Origin of the sequence: Arenibacter certesii DSM 19833, from assembly GCF_000429545.1 — a bacterium.
In the GTDB taxonomy this organism is placed as follows: domain Bacteria; phylum Bacteroidota; class Bacteroidia; order Flavobacteriales; family Flavobacteriaceae; genus Arenibacter; species Arenibacter certesii.
Genome location: NZ_KE386914.1, coordinates 183,459 through 202,448, shown reverse-complemented (window position 1 = coordinate 202,448; position 18,990 = coordinate 183,459). Strand labels below are relative to the sequence as shown.

General features: G+C 38.6%; 12 protein-coding genes. 4 read left to right on the top strand and 8 right to left on the bottom strand.

Annotated elements, in window-relative coordinates:
* Positions 1-130: 130 nt before the first annotated feature.
* From bshA to G466_RS0119685, 4 genes are all read left to right on the top strand, one after another.
* Positions 131-1,267, top strand: a complete 1,137-nt coding sequence (bshA, locus tag G466_RS0119700) for an N-acetyl-alpha-D-glucosaminyl L-malate synthase BshA (protein WP_026815150.1) — start codon at positions 131-133, stop codon at positions 1,265-1,267.
* Positions 1,268-1,269: 2 nt separating this feature from the next.
* Positions 1,270-1,761 (top strand): hypothetical protein, encoded by a 492-nt coding sequence (locus tag G466_RS0119695; protein ID WP_189356620.1) that lies wholly within the window; start codon positions 1,270-1,272, stop codon positions 1,759-1,761.
* A gap of 270 nt (positions 1,762-2,031) precedes the next feature.
* On the top strand, positions 2,032-3,198 hold the full coding sequence (locus G466_RS0119690; protein WP_026815148.1) for an OmpA family protein: 1,167 nt from the start codon (positions 2,032-2,034) through the stop codon (positions 3,196-3,198).
* Positions 3,199-4,454: 1,256 nt separating this feature from the next.
* The gene (locus tag G466_RS0119685; RefSeq protein WP_026815147.1) at positions 4,455-5,615 is read left to right on the top strand and encodes an OmpA family protein; all 1,161 of its coding nucleotides are present in this window, start codon (positions 4,455-4,457) and stop codon (positions 5,613-5,615) included.
* Between the two features lie 1,485 nt (positions 5,616-7,100).
* On the opposite strand, the gene G466_RS0119680 is transcribed toward G466_RS0119685, so the two are convergent.
* The 8 genes from G466_RS0119680 to G466_RS0119640 all read right to left on the bottom strand — a co-directional run bounded on the left by G466_RS0119680 (position 7,101) and on the right by G466_RS0119640 (position 18,870).
* A complete protein-coding gene (locus tag G466_RS0119680; protein ID WP_026815146.1) occupies positions 7,101-8,465 on the bottom strand; it encodes a capsule assembly Wzi family protein in 1,365 nt (454 codons plus the stop codon).
* A 339-nt stretch (positions 8,466-8,804) separates the two neighbouring features.
* Positions 8,805-10,163 (bottom strand): capsule assembly Wzi family protein, encoded by a 1,359-nt coding sequence (locus tag G466_RS0119675; RefSeq protein WP_026815145.1) that lies wholly within the window; start codon positions 10,161-10,163, stop codon positions 8,805-8,807.
* A gap of 670 nt (positions 10,164-10,833) precedes the next feature.
* Positions 10,834-13,212, bottom strand: a complete 2,379-nt coding sequence (locus G466_RS22845) for a GumC family protein (RefSeq protein ID WP_051315797.1) — start codon at positions 13,210-13,212, stop codon at positions 10,834-10,836.
* Between the two features lie 4 nt (positions 13,213-13,216).
* Positions 13,217-13,981 carry a polysaccharide biosynthesis/export family protein gene (locus G466_RS0119660; protein ID WP_026815144.1) on the bottom strand — a complete coding sequence of 255 codons (765 nt, stop codon included), beginning with the start codon at positions 13,979-13,981 and terminating at the stop codon, positions 13,217-13,219.
* A 339-nt stretch (positions 13,982-14,320) separates the two neighbouring features.
* Positions 14,321-15,415, bottom strand: coding sequence for a non-hydrolyzing UDP-N-acetylglucosamine 2-epimerase (gene wecB / locus G466_RS0119655; RefSeq protein WP_026815143.1), 1,095 nt, complete (start codon positions 15,413-15,415; stop codon positions 14,321-14,323).
* A 63-nt stretch (positions 15,416-15,478) separates the two neighbouring features.
* A complete protein-coding gene (locus tag G466_RS0119650) occupies positions 15,479-16,150 on the bottom strand; it encodes a sugar transferase (protein ID WP_026815142.1) in 672 nt (223 codons plus the stop codon).
* 41 nt (positions 16,151-16,191) lie between these two features.
* On the bottom strand, positions 16,192-17,403 hold the full coding sequence (locus G466_RS0119645) for a polysaccharide biosynthesis protein (protein WP_026815141.1): 1,212 nt from the start codon (positions 17,401-17,403) through the stop codon (positions 16,192-16,194).
* Positions 17,404-17,721: 318 nt separating this feature from the next.
* Positions 17,722-18,870, bottom strand: a complete 1,149-nt coding sequence (locus tag G466_RS0119640; protein ID WP_026815140.1) for a LegC family aminotransferase — start codon at positions 18,868-18,870, stop codon at positions 17,722-17,724.
* Positions 18,871-18,990: the final 120 nt, after the last annotated feature.

Genomic DNA, 18,990 nt, shown 5'->3' with positions numbered 1-18,990 from the left:
CGTGTACAAAGAAATTTTAAATAAATTTATAGCCCAAGGGATTTCACCTTGGTGGGAATTATGGGATCACCTGTAATTTCTATCTTTATTAGGAGACTAAGGTTTCCATAATCTATTAAAAAAAAATCGAGTGAAAATAGCAATAGTATGTTATCCCACATTTGGGGGAAGTGGGGTCGTGGCCACGGAATTAGGGATTGCCCTTGCCAATAGGGGGCACGAGATTCATTTTATCACCTATAGGCAACCGGTACGGCTCGAGTTGTTGAGCAATAAAATTCATTTTCATGAAGTAAATGTACCGGAATACCCCTTGTTCCATTACCAACCTTATGAACTGGCGCTGTCCAGTAAATTGGTAGATACCATAAAATTGCATGGAATAGAGTTGTTACATGTGCACTATGCCATTCCCCATGCCTATGCAGGGTATATGGCGAAGAAGATGTTGGAGGAAGACGGCATCTATATTCCTATGGTGACTACGCTGCACGGGACGGATATTACCCTGGTAGGGAAGCACCCCTTTTACAAACCGGCAGTAACCTTTAGCATCAATAAGTCCGATGTAGTTACTTCCGTATCAGAAAATTTAAAGAAGAGTACCCTGGAAATATTCGATATAAAAAAGGAAATAGAAGTGATTCCTAATTTTATCGATAAACGAAAATACAACACTGTATTTACCGATTGTCAGCGTTCCTTAATGGCAGAAGACCATGAGCGGATTATTACCCATATCAGTAATTTTAGGCAGGTAAAGCGAATTCCCGATGTAATTCACATTTTCCATAAGATACAGAATAAGATTCCCGCAAAATTAGTGATGGTGGGAGAGGGGCCAGAGAAAGAAGGCGCAGAGCAGCTGTGTGTAGATCTAGGGATTGAGGATAAAGTAATTTTTTTGGGTAATAGTAATGAGGTAGACAGAATACTTTGTTTTTCGGACCTCTTTTTATTGCCTTCCCAAACGGAGAGTTTTGGTTTGGCAGCACTAGAGGCAATGATCAACCGCGTAGCGGTAGTATCCAGTAATACAGGCGGAATTCCGGAGGTAAATAAGCAGGGTATTAGCGGATATTTAAGTGAGGTAGGCAATGTAGAGGAGATGGCAGAGAATGCCCTAAAAATACTAAAGGACGATGAAACGTTAGAGAAGTTTAAAGAGAATGCCTATAATGCCGCTTTGGATTTTGATATTCTAAAAGTCCTGCCACTTTATGAGGCGGTCTATGAAAAGGCCTTTTCTGAGTTAGAGAAAAATTAAGGATGCATCTAAGGTGCGCTATTCTTTATCTACTGTTGGCAATGAGCCTATCGTGCTCAGCACAACGGAAGTCGGCATCTGATAAAGTCGATAAGGAGGAGGAGCCTACTAGCAGTCTTCACTTGGTGATGCGGGGTGATTATAGTAATAGTATGGAGCCCACTTTTCAGGTGATCAGGGGGGAGAAAGCGTTAAAAATGCTCTTTTCACACATCAATAAGACCAGAAAGCCAGGGATTCCTGTACCGGCGGTAGATTTTAAGGAAAATATACTGTTGTTTTATAGCTCCGGTAGAATTAGCGGCCAAAAAGATTTGGAACTATGTATAAAAAAAGAATTTAGAGATAGTATTTGGGTAGGAGTAGAGAATAAAATTCCTTTAAAAAAAGTGAATTCAGGTATCAGTACTACTCCATTTTGCATCTATTCTATTCCACAAACAGCCAAAAAAGTTGTTTTATTTAAGAATAAAGAGTATCTTAATAAAGAATAATCTTACAGTATAAATCGGTCAAATTGTCTTATATTATGTTGTTGTAAAATAGTGATTAACAAAAAGTTAGGTTAAATAAAGCGGTTGAAGCGGTTTTTTTATCGATGAAATAAAGAATATGTAAGAAATGGCTTCAGAAAAAACCTATTAAACGTAGAATGACGAGTATTATTGCATTTAAGGGAATTTTAATAAGAATTTTATAGTTTGTAAGCGAATTTTGGCTTAATTTTGGCGATTAATAAATTAAAAATTTTAAAAAGAGTTTTGATGAAAGCATGTAGATTTGGTTTAGTTTTTTTACTGGTCCTTTCCTTTAATATAAATTCGGCGCAGGAGTTGCGTTTGACGGATAAGGATCATATTGTCAAAAGCTCCTGGATGGTAGGCTTAGGTTACAACTTTGTAGATGATGCTGGTACGGGTACCGACATTGGTGATAAGTTCGATACAGACCATTGGAACGCATTAGCTTATCCATCAAGACTAAGTATCGGAAGATATTTTGAAAGTGGTTTGGGTATTGAAGCAATTGGTACCTACAATAAATACAAAGTAGGTAAATTGATTGATAGTCGTGTAAACACTACCGAATCTGACTACTTTGGAATTGATGCTAGGTTGACGTATGACCTTAACAAGATTATTGGAGAAACCGGTTTCTTTGATCCTTATGTTGGAGGTGGATTAGGGTATACTGATGCGAACAACAAATCTTTTGGAACTTACAACGCTGTTCTTGGTTTTAGGACTTGGTTCTCAGATCGTTTTGGATTGGATATTAGTACTACTGGAAAATGGAGTATGAGTGATGAAGGTAACCATTTGCAACATTCAGCTGGTGCTGTTTACCGTTTTGGTATTGAGAAAGGACTTTCCAAAAAAGGAAGGGAAAAATTAGCCTTGATCAACGAGAACCAACGCGTTCAAGATTCTATCAACGCTGCTAAGAAAGCGGAGGAAGAGGCACGACTTCTTGCTGAGAGATTGGCTAAAGAAAAAGAGCAAGCGCGTTTAGCTGCTGAAGAGCAAGCTAGACAAGAGGCTGAAAAACAAAGAAGATTAGAAATCGAGCAGCAAGTTAAAGAAGTAGGGCACGTAATCTTCCTATTCAATTCTTCTGCAGTAACTAAAGCTGAGAAAGATAGATTAGATAAGCTTGCTGTAATCATGGAAGCGAATCCAACGGTTACTTTGCATGTTACCTCTCACGCAGATGCTAGAGGATCTCAAGAATACAACTTGAAATTAACTGAGAAGCGAGTACAGAACACTATAGACTATATGGTGAACGAGAAAGGTATTGATGCTAGTAGATTCAACGGAGAAGGCTTCGGTAAGAAGAAGTTATTGAACGACTGTGATGGTACTAAGTACTGCCCTGAGTCTAAGCATAGAGTTAACAGAAGATCGGAGTTTGAAGTTGCTAATTTCTAATTAGAACTAGCGTTTCGACAAAGATTTAGTTCACTACATTTTTTAACACCAGCTATTGCTCAAGCATTTTGAGAATAGCTGGTGTTTTTTTTATGGGTTTAATGTGCCAATTGGATCGATTTGGAGATTTGTTAATGCGTTAATTTGGAAATAGGGATTCATACAATTCGATATAAGGTGTTTTTCGAAATGTCCTAGTACCCGTTATAAGAGCAATCACCCTAGCAAGAATAGGTCAGAGAGCTACTTGTGTGAGTTCTCTTCACTATCGTTCATGCGAACTGACTGAATTAATGTATCAATTGGATTGATTTGGAGATTTGTTAATGCGTTAATTTGGAAAAATAGGGATTCATGCAATTCGATATAAGTTTTTTTTCGAAATGTCCTAGTACCCGTTATAAGAGCAATCACCCTAGCAAGAATAGGTCAGTGAGCTACTTGTGTGTGTTCTCTTCACTATCGTTTATTATCATTGACGGGATTAATGTATCACTATAGTAATGTAACGAAATAGCGATGAACTTCATTGTAATGAATTAATTCAGCTCTTCTCTTGTTCCTTTTTTTCCGGACAAAAGACGGAAGGGATGATTTTTTAGGATTTATTTAATTGCCCCAGAGAAGGACTTTTCATAACGTCCCGATCCATAGGGAGAGAAATCACACCTCTTTTGCCGCCAACTGAAAACTGACCACTGTTCACCGATTACTGAACACTGAAGATATTGTTTACTGAAACCTGAACCCATCTCAATACTAACTACTTTGTACTTAATACTAGTAAACCGTTCACTGAATACGGAACCCATTGCTAACTGCTTATTGCTTATTGTTTATTGTTTATTGTTTATTGAATAAAACTGTTTACTGATCACCGATTACTGAACACTGAAGATATTGTTCACTGAAACCTGAAACCATCTCAATACTGGTATCTAGAAAACTGATTACCGACAACTGAACACTGAAGTCATTGTTTATTGAATAAAACTGTTTACTGATTACCGATTACTGAAACCTGAACCCGTCTCCATACTGGTATCATACTACTAGAAAACTGACCACTGATTACTGATCACCGTTCACTGAATACGGAGCCCATTGCTAATTTTTTATCGCTAATTTTTTATTGAAAAAAGTCCAGCTATATGCAGGGGAAACGCTATAGTCGAGAATATCTGTGTTTTGTGGAATATTAGTTGCCGCACTTAAAAATCTAGTTATTTTTACCAATTGATCTAATTTATAAAATTATGAAATTTTTGAGGTTTATTTTGGTAGCATTATTTGTAGCTTCATTTAATGTTAATTCGGCCCAGGAGCTGCAGCTCACAGCTAAGGACTCTATTGTCAAAAGCGCATGGATGGTTGGCTTAGGGTACAATTTTGTGGATAATTCCGATTATCGATTCGAGCAATTGTTCAATGTAAAGGACAATTGGAATGCCTTGGCCTATCCTTCTAGAATAAGTATAGGAAGGTATTTTAAAAATGGTTTGGGTATTGAAGCGATGGGATCCTATAACAAATATAAAGTAGGAAAAATAGTCAATAGAGTGCCGAACACTAAGGAAATGGATTATTATGCGGTGGATGCTAGGTTAAGCTATGATTTGAACAAGATCATAGGAGAAACCGGTTTTTTTGATCCCTATGTAGGTGTTGGATTGGGGTATACCAGGGCCAATGACGAAGATATGGCGACTTATAACGCTGTTGTTGGTTTCAGGACTTGGTTTTCCGATCGTTTTGGATTGGACTTTAGTAGCGCGGGTAAAATAGGAATAGATGCAGAGAACCATTTTCAGCATGCTGCCGGGGTAGTATATCGTTTCGGTATAGAGAAAGGACTTTCCAAAAGAGGAATGGAAAAATTGGACTTAATCAACGAAAACCAACGCGTTCAAGATTCTATCAACGCTGCTAAGAAAGCGGAAGAAGAGGCACGACTACTTGCTGAGAGATTGGCAAAAGAAAAAGAGCAAGCGCGTTTAGCTGCTGAAGAGCAAGCTAGAAAAGAGGCCGAAAACCAAAGAAGACTGGATATAGAAAATCAAGTTAAGAATGTAGGTCATGTAAACTTCGCCTTCAATTCTTCTGTAATTATCAAGGCAGAAAAAGATAGATTAGATAAGCTTGCTGTAATCATGGAAGCAAATCCAACCGTAACTTTGTATGTTACGTCTCACGCAGATGCTAGAGGATCTCAAGAATACAACCTGAAGTTAACTGAGAAGAGGGTACAAAATACCATCGATTATATGGTGAACGAGAAAAGTATTGATGCCAGTAGATTCAACGGAGAAGGCTTCGGGAAGAAGAAGTTGTTGAACGACTGTGATGGTACTAAGTACTGTCCAGAATCCAAACACCGCGTTAACAGAAGATCGGAATTTGAAGTTGCTAATTTCTAATTAGAACTAGCGTTTCAGCAAAGATTTCGTAATCTAAATTTTTTAACACCAGCTATGGCTCAAATATTGTGAGCGTAGCTGGTGTTTTTTTTATGGGTTTAATGTACCAATTGGATTGATTTGGAGATTTGTTAATGCGTTAATTTGGAAATAGGGATTCATGCAATTCGATATAAGTTGTTTTTCGAAATGTCCTAGTACCCGTTATAAGAGCAATCACCCTCGTAAGAGTAGGACAGTGAGCTGCTTGTGTGAGTTCTCTTCACTATCGTTTATTCGCACTGACGGGATTAATGTATCAATTGGATTGATTTGGAGATTTGTTAATGCGTTAATTTGGAAAAATAGGGATTCATGCAATTCGATATAAGTTGTTTTTCGAAATGTCCTAGTACCCGTTATAAGAGCAATCACCCTAGTAAGAATAGGGCAGTGAGCTGCATGTGTGAGTTCTCTTCACTATCGTTTATTCGAATTGACGGAATTAATGTATCACTATAGTAATGTAACGAAATAGCGATGAACTTCTTTGTAATGAATTAATTCAGCTCTTCTCTTGTTCCTATTTTTCGGGACAAAAGACGGAAGGGACGACTTTTTAGGATTCGTTTAACTGCTTCAGGGAACTACTTTTCGCAACGTCCCGATCCATCGGGATAAAAAACACACCTCTTTTGCCGCCAACTGAAATCTGATTACCGCCAACTGAACACTGAAGTCATTGTTCACTGAAGAAAACTGACTACTGTTCACCGATTACTGAGTACTGAACCCGTCTCAATACTGGTATCAACACTAACTACTAGAAAATTGATTACGGATGACTGATGACTGATGACTGAACACTGAAGTTATTATTCACTGATCACTGAAGTTACTGTTTACTGACTTAGTACAGCTCTTCCCTTAGCCACGAAAGCGGCTCTTGTTCCTTTTTTTTCGGGACAAAAGCCGGAAGGGATGATTCTTTAGGATTTATTTAAATGCCCCAGAGAAGCACTTTTCGCAACGTCCTGATCCATCGGGAAAGAAATCATACCACTTTTGCCGCCAACTGAAATCTGATTACCGCCAACTGAACACTGAAGTCATTGTTCACTGAAGAAAACTGACTACTGTTCACCGATTACTGAGTACTGAACCCGTCTCAATACTGGTATCAACACTAACTACTAGAAAATTGATTACTGATAACTGATTACTGATGACTGAACACTGAAGTTACTGTTTACTGACTTAGTACAGCTCTTCTCTTAGCCATGAAAGTGGCTCTTGTTCCTATTTTTCGGGACAAAAGACGGAAGGGACGACTTTTTAGGATTCGTTTAACTGCCTCAGGGAACTACTTTTCGCAACGTCCCGATCCGTCGGGAAAGAAATCATACCACTTTTGCCGCCAACTGAAATCTGATTACCGATAACTGATCACTGATGACTGAAGTTATTGTTAATTGTTTATTGTTTATTGAAGGAACTGTTAACTGATCAATCTCTTCTATAAATATAACGTGGCTTTCTTCCAATACGGTAGCGGAAGCCTAGACCTACTGTGAGTCGGTCTCGTTCAGCATCTCTTATATCGCCGGCTAGGCTGAATGAAAAGCTGCTTCTTTCGGAGGCGTTGTAGGTGAGATCTCCATAAACATATAGATTGTTCTGAGAGGGCTCAAAAGGTGCTCTAATAAGCCCCTTATTCACTACGTAGCTAGCTTTACCCTTATAGTCTAAGTTAAATAGTCGCCCTGTAACGCCTACATGGTGTGCGCGGTAGGTATTGTTGATAATGCCTATGCCGTCTGGGTTAGGAGTGATAAAGGGAGTACCTATAACCTCTCCAAAATACGTCCAACCAGATTGGTATATATTATTGTTGAAATAATTATCGTTATACCGATTAAGAGAGGGACCACTCTGGGAGATGGTATGTTGGTATTCATAGAGGAAGCCCTTTATAAAGCTATCCTCTTCAGAGGTGGACCAAAAGGCGCCCCATACGCCATCGGGGAAATTAGCAAATTCTCGCCCAGAGGTATCTTCATAAATCGATTGATAGTATAGGTGCAACTTATCACGGTTTCTAAATTGATACTTATAATCCAGATGGAAAGAACCAATAAAGTTGCCCATAGGGTTTTCCTCATAACCTCTGGTCACCTTGGTCGTTTCGGTAGTGCTAAACAATATTTTTAGAAAGTCGTTCGCGCTATCTGGTTGCTGACCTGCAGTTTTGCTCACACCGCCCCATTGCGCATAGTTGCTTAGCCCTAGCGAGAAAACGGAATTTTCGGACGTATTTAGATTAAGAGTGATTTTTTTATAATGTACACGTGCATTTTCTACGTGTCGGTCATCATTAAGAAGGTAATGCCCTAGAGCAAAATCCAAACTTATATAATCTGAAAATTCTAGAGGAGCAATAGTAGCGAATTCAATTCCAGGAATAGCTCTAGCATTAGAACTCCACAGCATATCGCCCCCCACGCTGGAAAGGCCCATAAGTTTTTCATCCCGGTTTTTCGCGCCCAAGGTAACTTTCACATTCTGATATTCGTAAAAGGCATAGTATTCGTTCAATGCTGCCGTATCATCCTGACTCTTGTTAACGGCATAGAAAGCACTTGCACCTATGGCAAGTCGGCCATACTCCCCAACATAGTTGGAAAATTCGGTGTTTACAGTACCTAGGAAATTGGTGTTAGGCTGAATTAACCCATTGGTGTTGCTATGGGACCAAAACGTATTCTTCTGGTCAGAAAGCAGGACTCGTAGTCCAACATCGGTAATAAAATGGTTTTGTGCTTGTATTGCAATGGGTAATAATAGAAGAAAAAAACTAATTTTTTTAATCATGACTAGGGATTAGGGGGTGACTTCATATAAATTTTAAAGCGGTGCAATTTATAGAACTTTTTTGTTATTTGGACGAGTAATCACGTTAATAATTGACTCAATCAAGATTAATGTACCGTTGAATTTAGGTAACAATGTATCAATTGCTTAATGTAACAAATATTAATGTAACAATGGGGAGTTGATTTGGAGATTTGGTAATGGGTTAATTTGAAAATGGAGGATTTATGCAATTCAATATAAGTTGCTTTTCGAAATGTCCCCGTACCTGTGGGTAGAGGAATTACACTCGTAAGAATAGGTGAGTGAGCTGCTTGTGTAAGTTCTCTTCACTATCGTTCATTCGAACTGTGGATATAACTTCACAAACCTATACTTATAACCAAATCCTACGGTAAGGCGGTCTCTTGTAGCGGAATATATATCCCCGCTGAGAATAAAGGTAAAGCTACTTCTTGGGGAAGTAAAGTAGGTGAGGTCCCCATAGACGTATAGGTTTTTGTGGGTGGGATTCCAACGGGTACGGTGCCGACCCATATTCTCTACGTAGCTGGCTTTGCCTTTATAGTATAAATTGAACATACGACCCGTAGCACCCACATGGTGAGCGCGGTAGGTGTTGTTGATTATGCCTATCCCGTTTGGATTGGGAGTAATGAAGGGGGTACCTATTGCTTCGCCAAAATACGTCCAACCAGAACGGTATATGCTATTGCTAAAATAGTTATCCCCTCCACGAATAGGAGATAGGCCGCTTTGAGAGAGGGTATGTTGGTATTCATAGAGAAGACCTTTTATAAAACTATTTTTAGGGCTAGACCAAAAGACGCCCCAAACGCCATCGGGGAAATTCTCTAATTCTCTTCCGGAAGTATCCTCAAAAATGGATTGGTAATAAAGATGCAGCTTATCCTTGTTTTTAAACTGGTATTTATATTCTACATGGTACGAGCCTAGATGATTTCCAAGCGCATTTATTTGATCATTTACAGATGCCTCGCTCGTTCCTGAATGTCCAAACACGACTCTAAGATAGTCCTTAAAACTGTCCGGTTGTTTTCCGATGGACGTACTAATACCTCCCCACTGGGCATAATTGTGTATGCCAACGGACAGTACCGAATTTTGGGAGGTATTAAAATTAAAAGTGACCTGCTTATAATGCACGCGTGCATTTTGTACATAGCGGTCATCATTTTGAAGGTAGTGTCCTAAGGTAGCGTCCAAACTTAGTACATTGGAAATTTTAATTGGGGTAGCGGTGGTCAGTTCTAGTCCTGGGATGGCTCTAGCATTGTTGCTCCAAATAATATCACCGCCAACACTGGAAAGTCCCATTTGTTTTTCTGGGCGTTGTTTAGCGCCTAGGGTTAGTGATACCTTCCGGAACTGGTACTCCCCATAATATTGATTGAAGGCGGCTATATTCGGATGTTCGTGGTTAACGGTATAGAAGGCACTTCCTCCTAGAGTAAGTCTGCCATAATTCCCCATCTGCTTGGCATATTCTGAACTGATGGTGCCCAAGAACCGTGTAGTAGGACTTATTAATGCATTGGTATTACTATGCGTCCAAAACGTATTTTTCCCCTCAGGCTGAAGCCCTTTTAGGCTAACCTCTGTAATAAAATGGCTTTGGGCATGAAGCATCAACGATGCGCCCAAAAGGAAAATTAAAAGAGGAGATTTTTTAATCATTATTAGTGTTGAGCCGACTTCTGAAATTAGAAATTTAAAATTGTTTAAGTTACGGAATTATTGAACGTTTAATTTTTTTCTATTTGGAAATTTCATGATGTATAGATTTGTTTACTATTTCAATTTAGCTGTAGACTTCCCTTTTTTCGTAGGCTTCCCAAATCTAGCTATCTTCTTTTTCAAATTGGGGGGCAGCATGTTCCAGTATATCATTTTAACCCACTGCCTACTGATCACCATTTACTTAAAAATGAGAACATTGCTTATCGATTATTTTAACTGATAAGACCGATTACAGTTAAGTAAAAACCGAACATTGCTAATTGTTAATTGAACAGATGATTACCTGTTTACTAACGACACTCATTATGGATCTAAGTTGCTTTTCGCAACGTCCCGATCCATGGGGAGAGAAATCACACATTTTTTGGCGATAACTGGATACTGGCCACCGATTACTGAAAACTGATTACTGAATTTACCTCAATAGAAATTCATCATTGCTCACTGTTAACTGTAAAAACTGACCACTGTTGACCGATTACTGATTACTGATTACTGGACCCATCTCAATACGGAATACTAGTCTTACTACTAACTACTTTGTACTTACTACTGAAAAAACAAGCCCGTCATTTCCTAAAAAATGACGGGCTTGTTTTTTTAAAATTTACCTCTTCCAAGGCATATACCATGAAGCGGTCTTCTGTACTTCTTCGTGGTAGCCGTAGCCGTAGCCATAGTTATAGGTATAACCATAGCCTCTACGGCGCTTAATACCTACCTCGTTTAGTAGGTACCCCATGTTCTTCAGTTTCTTGGATTTGTTCAATTCTTTAGAGAATTCCAATAAACGTTTATCCGTATAACCGGCACGGGCTACAAATAGCGTAAGATCTGCAAATTGGGAAATTAATAGTGTATCGGTGACCAACATGGTAGGCGCGGTATCTACAATAATGTAGTCGTACTCCTGCTTTACAATGTTCATAAATTTCTCGAAACCATCCCCAGACAATAATTGCGGGGCGTTAGGAGGAATGCTACCACTAAAACATACATTGTGGCTCCCTATATCTTTATAGCCCTTATAGATGATCTTCGTATAATCCATTTCAGGGTCGTAAAGGTAATCCGATAATCCAAGTGATTCCTTCGGGCGATTAAAATGTTGATGGATATTGGGGTTCCTTAAATCTGCCCCTACCAATAATACTTTCTTCCCAATGCTAGCAAACGCTAGGGAAAGGTTAAAAGCCACCAAGGATTTTCCTTCGTCCTTAACGGTAGAGGTAACGTAGATGGCTTGGCCTTCGCCATTTTCCTTTTTAGGGAGCATATAATTTATATTGGTGCTTAAAATCCGAAACGATTCTGCCAAAACAGACCGGTCATTGGCTTCAATAAAGGTCTTGTTGTCCTCCTCCAAGAAAGGGATTTCAGCTAACACAGGAATCTCCGGATTGGCACGCTCTAAATCTGAGCGATCATTTATTTTGGTATCTAGTGTAAATCGTAAATACAGGATTCCGAAGGGCAGTAAAAATCCTAATAGGAGTGCCCCTACCATGGTAACTGTATTTTTGGGAGCAATAGGAGTATTGCGAGTCAAGGCGTAATCTACTACCTTAAGCGAGGGGGCGGTAACAGCCAGACTAATGGCAGCCTCTTCCCTTTTTTGCAAGAGCAACAAGAATAAATTTTCTTTAATGCTCTGTTGGCGTTCAATAGCCCGTAACAGCTGTTCTTTTTCAGGAATTTTAGAAAAGGAAGAACCAGCCAGTTGTTGTTCTTGTCGTAATTGCGTCCTAGAAACCTGTAATTGTTGCTGGTAGCTCCTTACCGTTTGCAATACGTTCTGCTTGGTGCGTTGTAGCTGACTGTTAATTACCAATAGGGTAGGGTTGTTTTCCCCGGCACTGGCCACCATCTTATCGCGCTCTAATACCAACTGGTTGTAATCACTTACCAAAGAATTAATCCCCGAATTTTCCAAACCGATATCGGCAGGAAGCAGACTATATGCTGCCTCATTAGAAAGGGTTTCTGCCAAAAGTTTGGAAAGGGCAACCTGCGTTTCTAATTTAAAAGCCTTCTCTTCAGTAGCGGATTTCTTTTGAATAGTTATTCCGGCATCGGCCTCAATATAGGAAAGATTGTTCTGTTGCTTAAAGGATTTTTTATCCCCCTCAATGGAATCTAATTCATGTGTGAGATAAATAAACCTATTATCTATAAAATCTAAGGTCCGTTTAGAAACCAATTGGCGGTCTAAAATCCCGTCTTGGTTAAATTTATCAATTATCGTATTTAGTATTGTTTCAGATCGGGCAACACTCTCTCCATTCATAGAAAGAGAAATAATATCACTACTTTTATTGGTAGTCTGTGCTTGCAAAGTACTCATAAGTTGCATAGTAGCTTGTTTAACGGTCACAAAAGCTACTTTATATGTATTTCCTTCTATTTTGGAAAGGTCGACATTTTCCGAAAATTGTATAAAAAAAGGAAGGCTATCATCCGTAGTTGGAGTTGATTGTAACGGAAGGGATACGGAGTACTCATTCTTATCGGTAATACTCACTTTATTCGGTAGTATTTGAATATTATAAGGACTATTAAAAGTGTAATCATCTTTTCTGTCTTTCTTACTAACACTAAATGGTGGGTTCCAATTTTGAATAGATTTAATACTACCAACGTTAAAATAACTTATATCTAGGTTTAATTCCTTTACCACCTGTTCTAATAAGCGGTAGGACTTTAGAACCTCAATCTCGTTATCCAAATTAATCTGGGATTTTCCACTAAGGAGGGACATGGCATCGGTAGCGATGTTCATCTCCTTTGATTCGTCTATAATTTTAATCTTGGCAACAGATTGATAAGTCACTGTAGCATATTTCAAATATAGGAAGGCGGCAAGTAAGGCAACTATAACAGTACCTAAGAACCAGGGCCAATAACCCAAATATTTTAAAAGTTGCTCTTTTAACTGGAAGGAGTCTTCCACTTCAAACTCTTCAACTTGATATGGTGATTCTTTCATGGGGTTATCTTGTAATTAATATAATGGAGGATAAAATAACGGATACAACGGATAGTAGTGTACCAGTATTGCCCACAAAGCCAGCACTTTTCACTTTGGGGGCATTTGGATTGACCACAATAAAATCATTCGGTTTAATATAATAGTAAGAACTATTAAACCAGTCTGTTTCGGTGAGGTCTATCTGGGTTACCGTACGTATTCCATTTTCTTCACGAATTAACAGCACATCATTTCGTTTTCCATTAATAGTTAGATCTCCGGCATAGCCTAGCGCTTGTGGTAAACTTATTTGCTGCTCGGTAAAACTATAGGTACCTGGGCGTTGCACTTCTCCTAAAACGGTAACCTTAGCATTTAGGAGTCTAACACTAACGGTAGGTTCTATAAGGTGACCGCCTTTTTCCAAGAGTTGTTGTAATTTTTTTTCCAATTGAGCGGTGGTTTTATCCGCTGCCTCAAGGGTGCCCAAGACTGGGAACACAATTGTTCCTTCTGTGGAGACAAGATAGCCCTGTAATTTTAAGAGGTCTATGGAATTAGAGGAGGTATTAGTAGGTTGCTGCTTATTATAGGGTAAAGCGGTCTCTGGGATCAAAGCGCTCACGGTAATATTTAGTATGTCATTGGGCTGAATCTTTGGAGTTTCGTAGGTTATGTTTTGAGGTCCCATAGTGTTCGCATCCTGAAAATATAGAATCTCTTTTTTGGTAGCACAAGATTGTAGCACTAGGACTACTAATCCTAACAGTGTTATACTTTTTTTCATTCGTGTTCTGGTATATAAAAATGTAAATTTACTTGATCGGCAAAATTAAGCGTTTTGTAGGCATGGTACAATTCTTTTCAATAGATTTAGGTGAATGGGGGTTTTAAGTCTCTTCGGGTTTCCAGATTCAAACATTTTATAATCTAATCATATGCCTGCCTATCGGCAGGTAAATCAGCTAGCGTTGATTAATTTCTTTACTTCTATAGGCAAGCCTGCCTCCAGCAGGTAAACTCCCAATGACGAGCGAATGAACTTTTGTATCGAGAACCTTGGTGTGTTCGAATCTTCTTTTCACCACTGGCAATCCTGCTTTACTAAAAATTAATAATCTAATCCTTAAACCCTATAAATTTCCAGCAACGACTTTACTATGCGTTCTGAAGTTTTGCCATCCCAATACGGAATAGTGCCCCCTTTTTTCCATTCTCCATTAAGTATTTTAGCAAGGTAGGGGGCGAGTTTGGCTGGGTCTGTTCCTACCAATTCATTTGTTCCTAGGGTGAGGGTTTCTGGTCTTTCGGTATTGTCACGGAGGGTAAGGCAAGGGATACCCATAATGGTTGTTTCTTCTGTGATGCCCCCCGAATCTGTGATTACTGCTTTGGCATTTTTTACCAGATAATTGAACTCCAAATAGGAGAGGGGCTCAATATAATGCAATCTTGGATCTACAATCACTAACTGTTGTAGGGTCTTGGCAGTACGGGGATGTACAGGGAAAATAATGGGATGGTTGCCTGTACCTTCTATAATGGCAGCCATCATATCTTTTAGCTTTTGCTCTTCATCTACGTTGGCAGGTCGGTGAAGGGTAAGCATAAAATAATTGCCAGGAGTTAATCCATCAATATCCAATTGAGGATCAATCAATTTATCCATATTGGCCATAAGGGTATCTATCATAGTGTTGCCTACCAAATGGATACGATCCTCTGCTATACCAGCTTTTATAAGATTTTCATTGGCACTTTCCGTAGTGGTATAGAAATGATCCGTAATGGAATCCGTCACCATACGGTTTATTTCTTCGGGCATGGAGAGGTCATATGATCGTATCCCTGCTTCCACGTGCACTACTTGAATATTCAGTTTTTTGGCAGTTATACTACAGGCCATCGTAGAGGTCACATCTCCTACGACCAAAACTACCACACAGGGATTTTCCAACAATTCCTGTTCAAAACGTACCATTATATTGGCCGTCTGTTCAGCTTGGGTGCCACCACCAGATGCTAGGTTAGCATGAGGAGCTGGAATACCTAATTGCTCAAAGAAACTACCAGACATTTTTTTATCATAGTGCTGTCCAGTATGCACCAAACGATAACTGATGAGTTCACCATTGTCTGCTGCCTTTTCTATGGCTTTTAGGATAGGCGCGATCTTTACAAAATTAGGCCTTGCACCTGCAACGATGGTGATTTTTAACATAGTGAAATTATCTATGAACTTTAAAGTATATATATTAACTATACCGTCAATAAATATAGGGATTTAAAACGGCCGTTTTGGAAGCCCTTTAAACCACTTATAAACCACATCGCTATCAGAGTTAAGTATTACCCAAGCAGTTGTGAAAATTATCTTAATATCGGTACAAAAGGATTCATTGGCCTGGTACCACAGTTCTACCTTTCCTTTAAAGGGATATATAACGTTTTTATAGAATTCCCAAGGGTCCTCTCCTTTTTCTTTTACGGTAGTAATCAATGATTCTTCATCTCTAAAGATAATAGAACCTATACCGGTAAGACCAGGTTTTACATTATAAATTACTTCTTGAATTTCAGGAGGATAGGCATCAAAACTTTTTGGCATTACTGGTCGTGGTCCTACCACACTCATATCTCCTTTAAAAATATTGATTAATTGTGGCAGTTCATTAATTTTACTTTTCCTTAAAAATCCGCCCATTGGAGTAATTCTTGGGTCTTTTTTGGTCGTCATAATGCCGCCAGCCATATTTGGGCTGTCTTTAAGCATAGTAGCGAACTTCCAAATTAAAAACCGTTTATTTTTATACCCCACGCGTTCCTGCTTATACCAAATATATCCCTCGCCAGTAAGCTTAAGACCAATCATAATGGGAATTAATAAGGGTGCTAAGATGAGGAGTGCAATTCCAGATGCTAGAATATCACACAACCTTTTGAATACTTTGTACATGTTTTAATTAATTAGTTTTATTGAACCACTAAATCCTATATCTACATTTTCTGATCTAAACTTTTACCCGTCTCAATATGAGCAAAGTCAGGGATGTGTTGTTGCAACATTCCTACAATTGCCGATTTATCATGATTTCCAGAATCCATCAGATCTTTCAACTCCAAAATAATTTTATCGATTTCTGTTTGGGGTAGCCTTCGGGCATTTTTAATAACGCCTAAGCTTGAATAGGTTTCCTGATCTACCACATCTTTATCCGTAAAGAATTCTTCGTATAATTTCTCGCCAGAGGTGTCGGTATCAAAGAAATAAACTGGATATGGATCATTTTCTTTCAGGGATAAGGCTTTTTGTTTGGCTTCCTCCTCAGATTTGCACTCTACAATAGGCCGATTAGATGCTTTGAAAAAATCGATCGTAATATCTTTAAAATAAGCCATTTCTTCAGCTGCCAATTTGGGGAAAAAGATTTCCCCAGAATTCCCTAGCATACAGGCTAACATACAAATCTGCCCACTTTCTTCAGGCGATACAAAAAAGCGTTGTACATCGGAAGGGCAGGAGATAGGTTGGTTCTGAAACAATCGTTCTATATACCCGGCCAACAGAGAACCATTTGAGAACGCCACATTGGCAAAACGAGCGGTTGTAATCTGTAGGTCCTTACTGTAGGCCATAATGACTTCTTCCATTAGTTTTTTACTGGCGCCCATAACGTTTACTGGATTCGCAGCCTTGTCAGTTGAAACACAGAAAAAATGTTCAGGTTTATGGTCTACCAACAAATCCAAAAACTCCTTGGCCTTGAAAACGTTATTGTCTATCATGGCTTCAATAGAATATTTGTCTTTCTCACTTCGTACATGTTTATGGGCGGCAAAATTGGCAACAATATGAAACGGACCTTCCGCCAAAAACATTTTCTTAAATACTGGGTCTCCAAAATTCATAGGGTAGGTCCTAAAATCGTCGGGAACAAACATATTGGCGTCCGATCTTAACTGACGTGTTAGTTCTGTAAGCCCGTTTTCATTGGTATCCACTACATAAAGCTTTCCGGGCTTAAACTTTAAAATGGCTTTAATATAAGAAGAGCCAATAGTTCCAGCGCCACCAATAACCAATACCGATTTTCTCGCTATTTTTTGACTTAGCAGTTCTTTATTATTTTCAATATCACTTTGGAAAAGACTCTCTGATCTTTTAGTGATGTGGGTATTTATAAAATTAGGAATGTCTATTAAATTCATTTATAATAGTTTTTAAATGTTAAATGCCGGCCTATCGAAAATTTATCGTGAAATTTAAAATGAGAAAGCCGTAAAATTTTAGGCTGTTTGAGCGATCTCAAATAAACACCATGTAAATAATTTTTCACGCGAGTTCCTAAAATTTAGGTGCTGAATGAAAATTTAGATAAAGTTTCGTAAGCCTAGACTTTTTTGTTTCTTTTTTGGGCAATGCAAATCGTAGATTCACGAACACCACTAATAAGGAAATAAAATCCGTGAGTAAAAAAGAAAATATTTTAAATTATTAGTTAGAAGTGTGAGTTTTTTTTATTTGATTTAGCTAGCATAGAACTTCTTGATAACCGAAACTACTGTCTCCATTTGCTCCTGTGTTATGCCCGCTGAACTGGGTATGCTTATACTGCTATCATAAACAGAGGCAGAAACATCAGTTTTATGAAAATAAAATTCATCTTTAAACATGTCCAATTGGTTCATAGGCATCCAAAATGGACGCGATTGCACGCCATTAGCATTTAAGTAATCTAATAGCTCTCGCATACGTGAGGTGCTAAAAGTAAATAGCCAGCCATTAGGACTTGTTCCTTCAGGAATTTCTTGAAATTTAATATCTCCAACTCCATTTAACTCCTTACGGTAAAAGGCATCCATGGTTTGTTTATTTTCTAAAATGGCAGGGAATTGCTCCATTTGTGCAACACCGATAGCAGCCAAAACGTTGACGAGTCGATAATTATAGCCTATTTCATCGTGAATATAATCCATAGCACTAACCTTGGCTTGAGTGGTTAAATGCTTTGCCTTTTTAGCCAATTCTTCATCATCGGTAACGATAACACCACCCCCACCAGTAGAAATAATTTTATTCCCATTAAAACTAAAGACTCCTAATTTTCCAAACGTGCCAGCGTGTTTATTATTAAAGGTAGATCCTAAAGCTTCAGTAGTATCTTCAATAACTTCTAAATGATAGGTATTGGCTATTGCCATTAACCGGTCCATATCACCCATATTACCCAAGACGTGTACAGGCATAATAGCACGGACACGCTTGTTGGTACGATTATCAAAGCTGAAGAGTCCTGACTCTGTTTCTCTTATTTTGGTATGCTCTTGCAGGTATTCCTCCAATAGGTTCAAATCCATTTGCCAATTGTTTGGATCCACATCTATAAGAATAGGGGTAGCCCCTGTATATTTTATGGCATTTAAAGTTGCAATAAAAGTAATATTGGGCGTAATAACGTGATCGTCTGCAGTGACCCCTAATAAGATTTGGGAAATATGTAAACCTACGGTACCATTCATACAGGCTACGCCGTACTTGGCACCAGCATATTGGGCCACCATTTCTTCAAACTGAGTAACATAACTACCGGCAGAGGAAATCCAACCGGTATCTAGGCAATCTTTAACGTATTTCCATTCGTTGCCTTCTAGTTTTGGGATTGATAAGGGTATCATTATTCGTTGTTTATTTATTCAAAATTTTTTACTAATTCAAGAATTCAATGATTAGTTTATATCTCGAATCGTGTTTTAGTTTCAATTATTAGTGGTGCAATATTTGATTCAATAAAAATC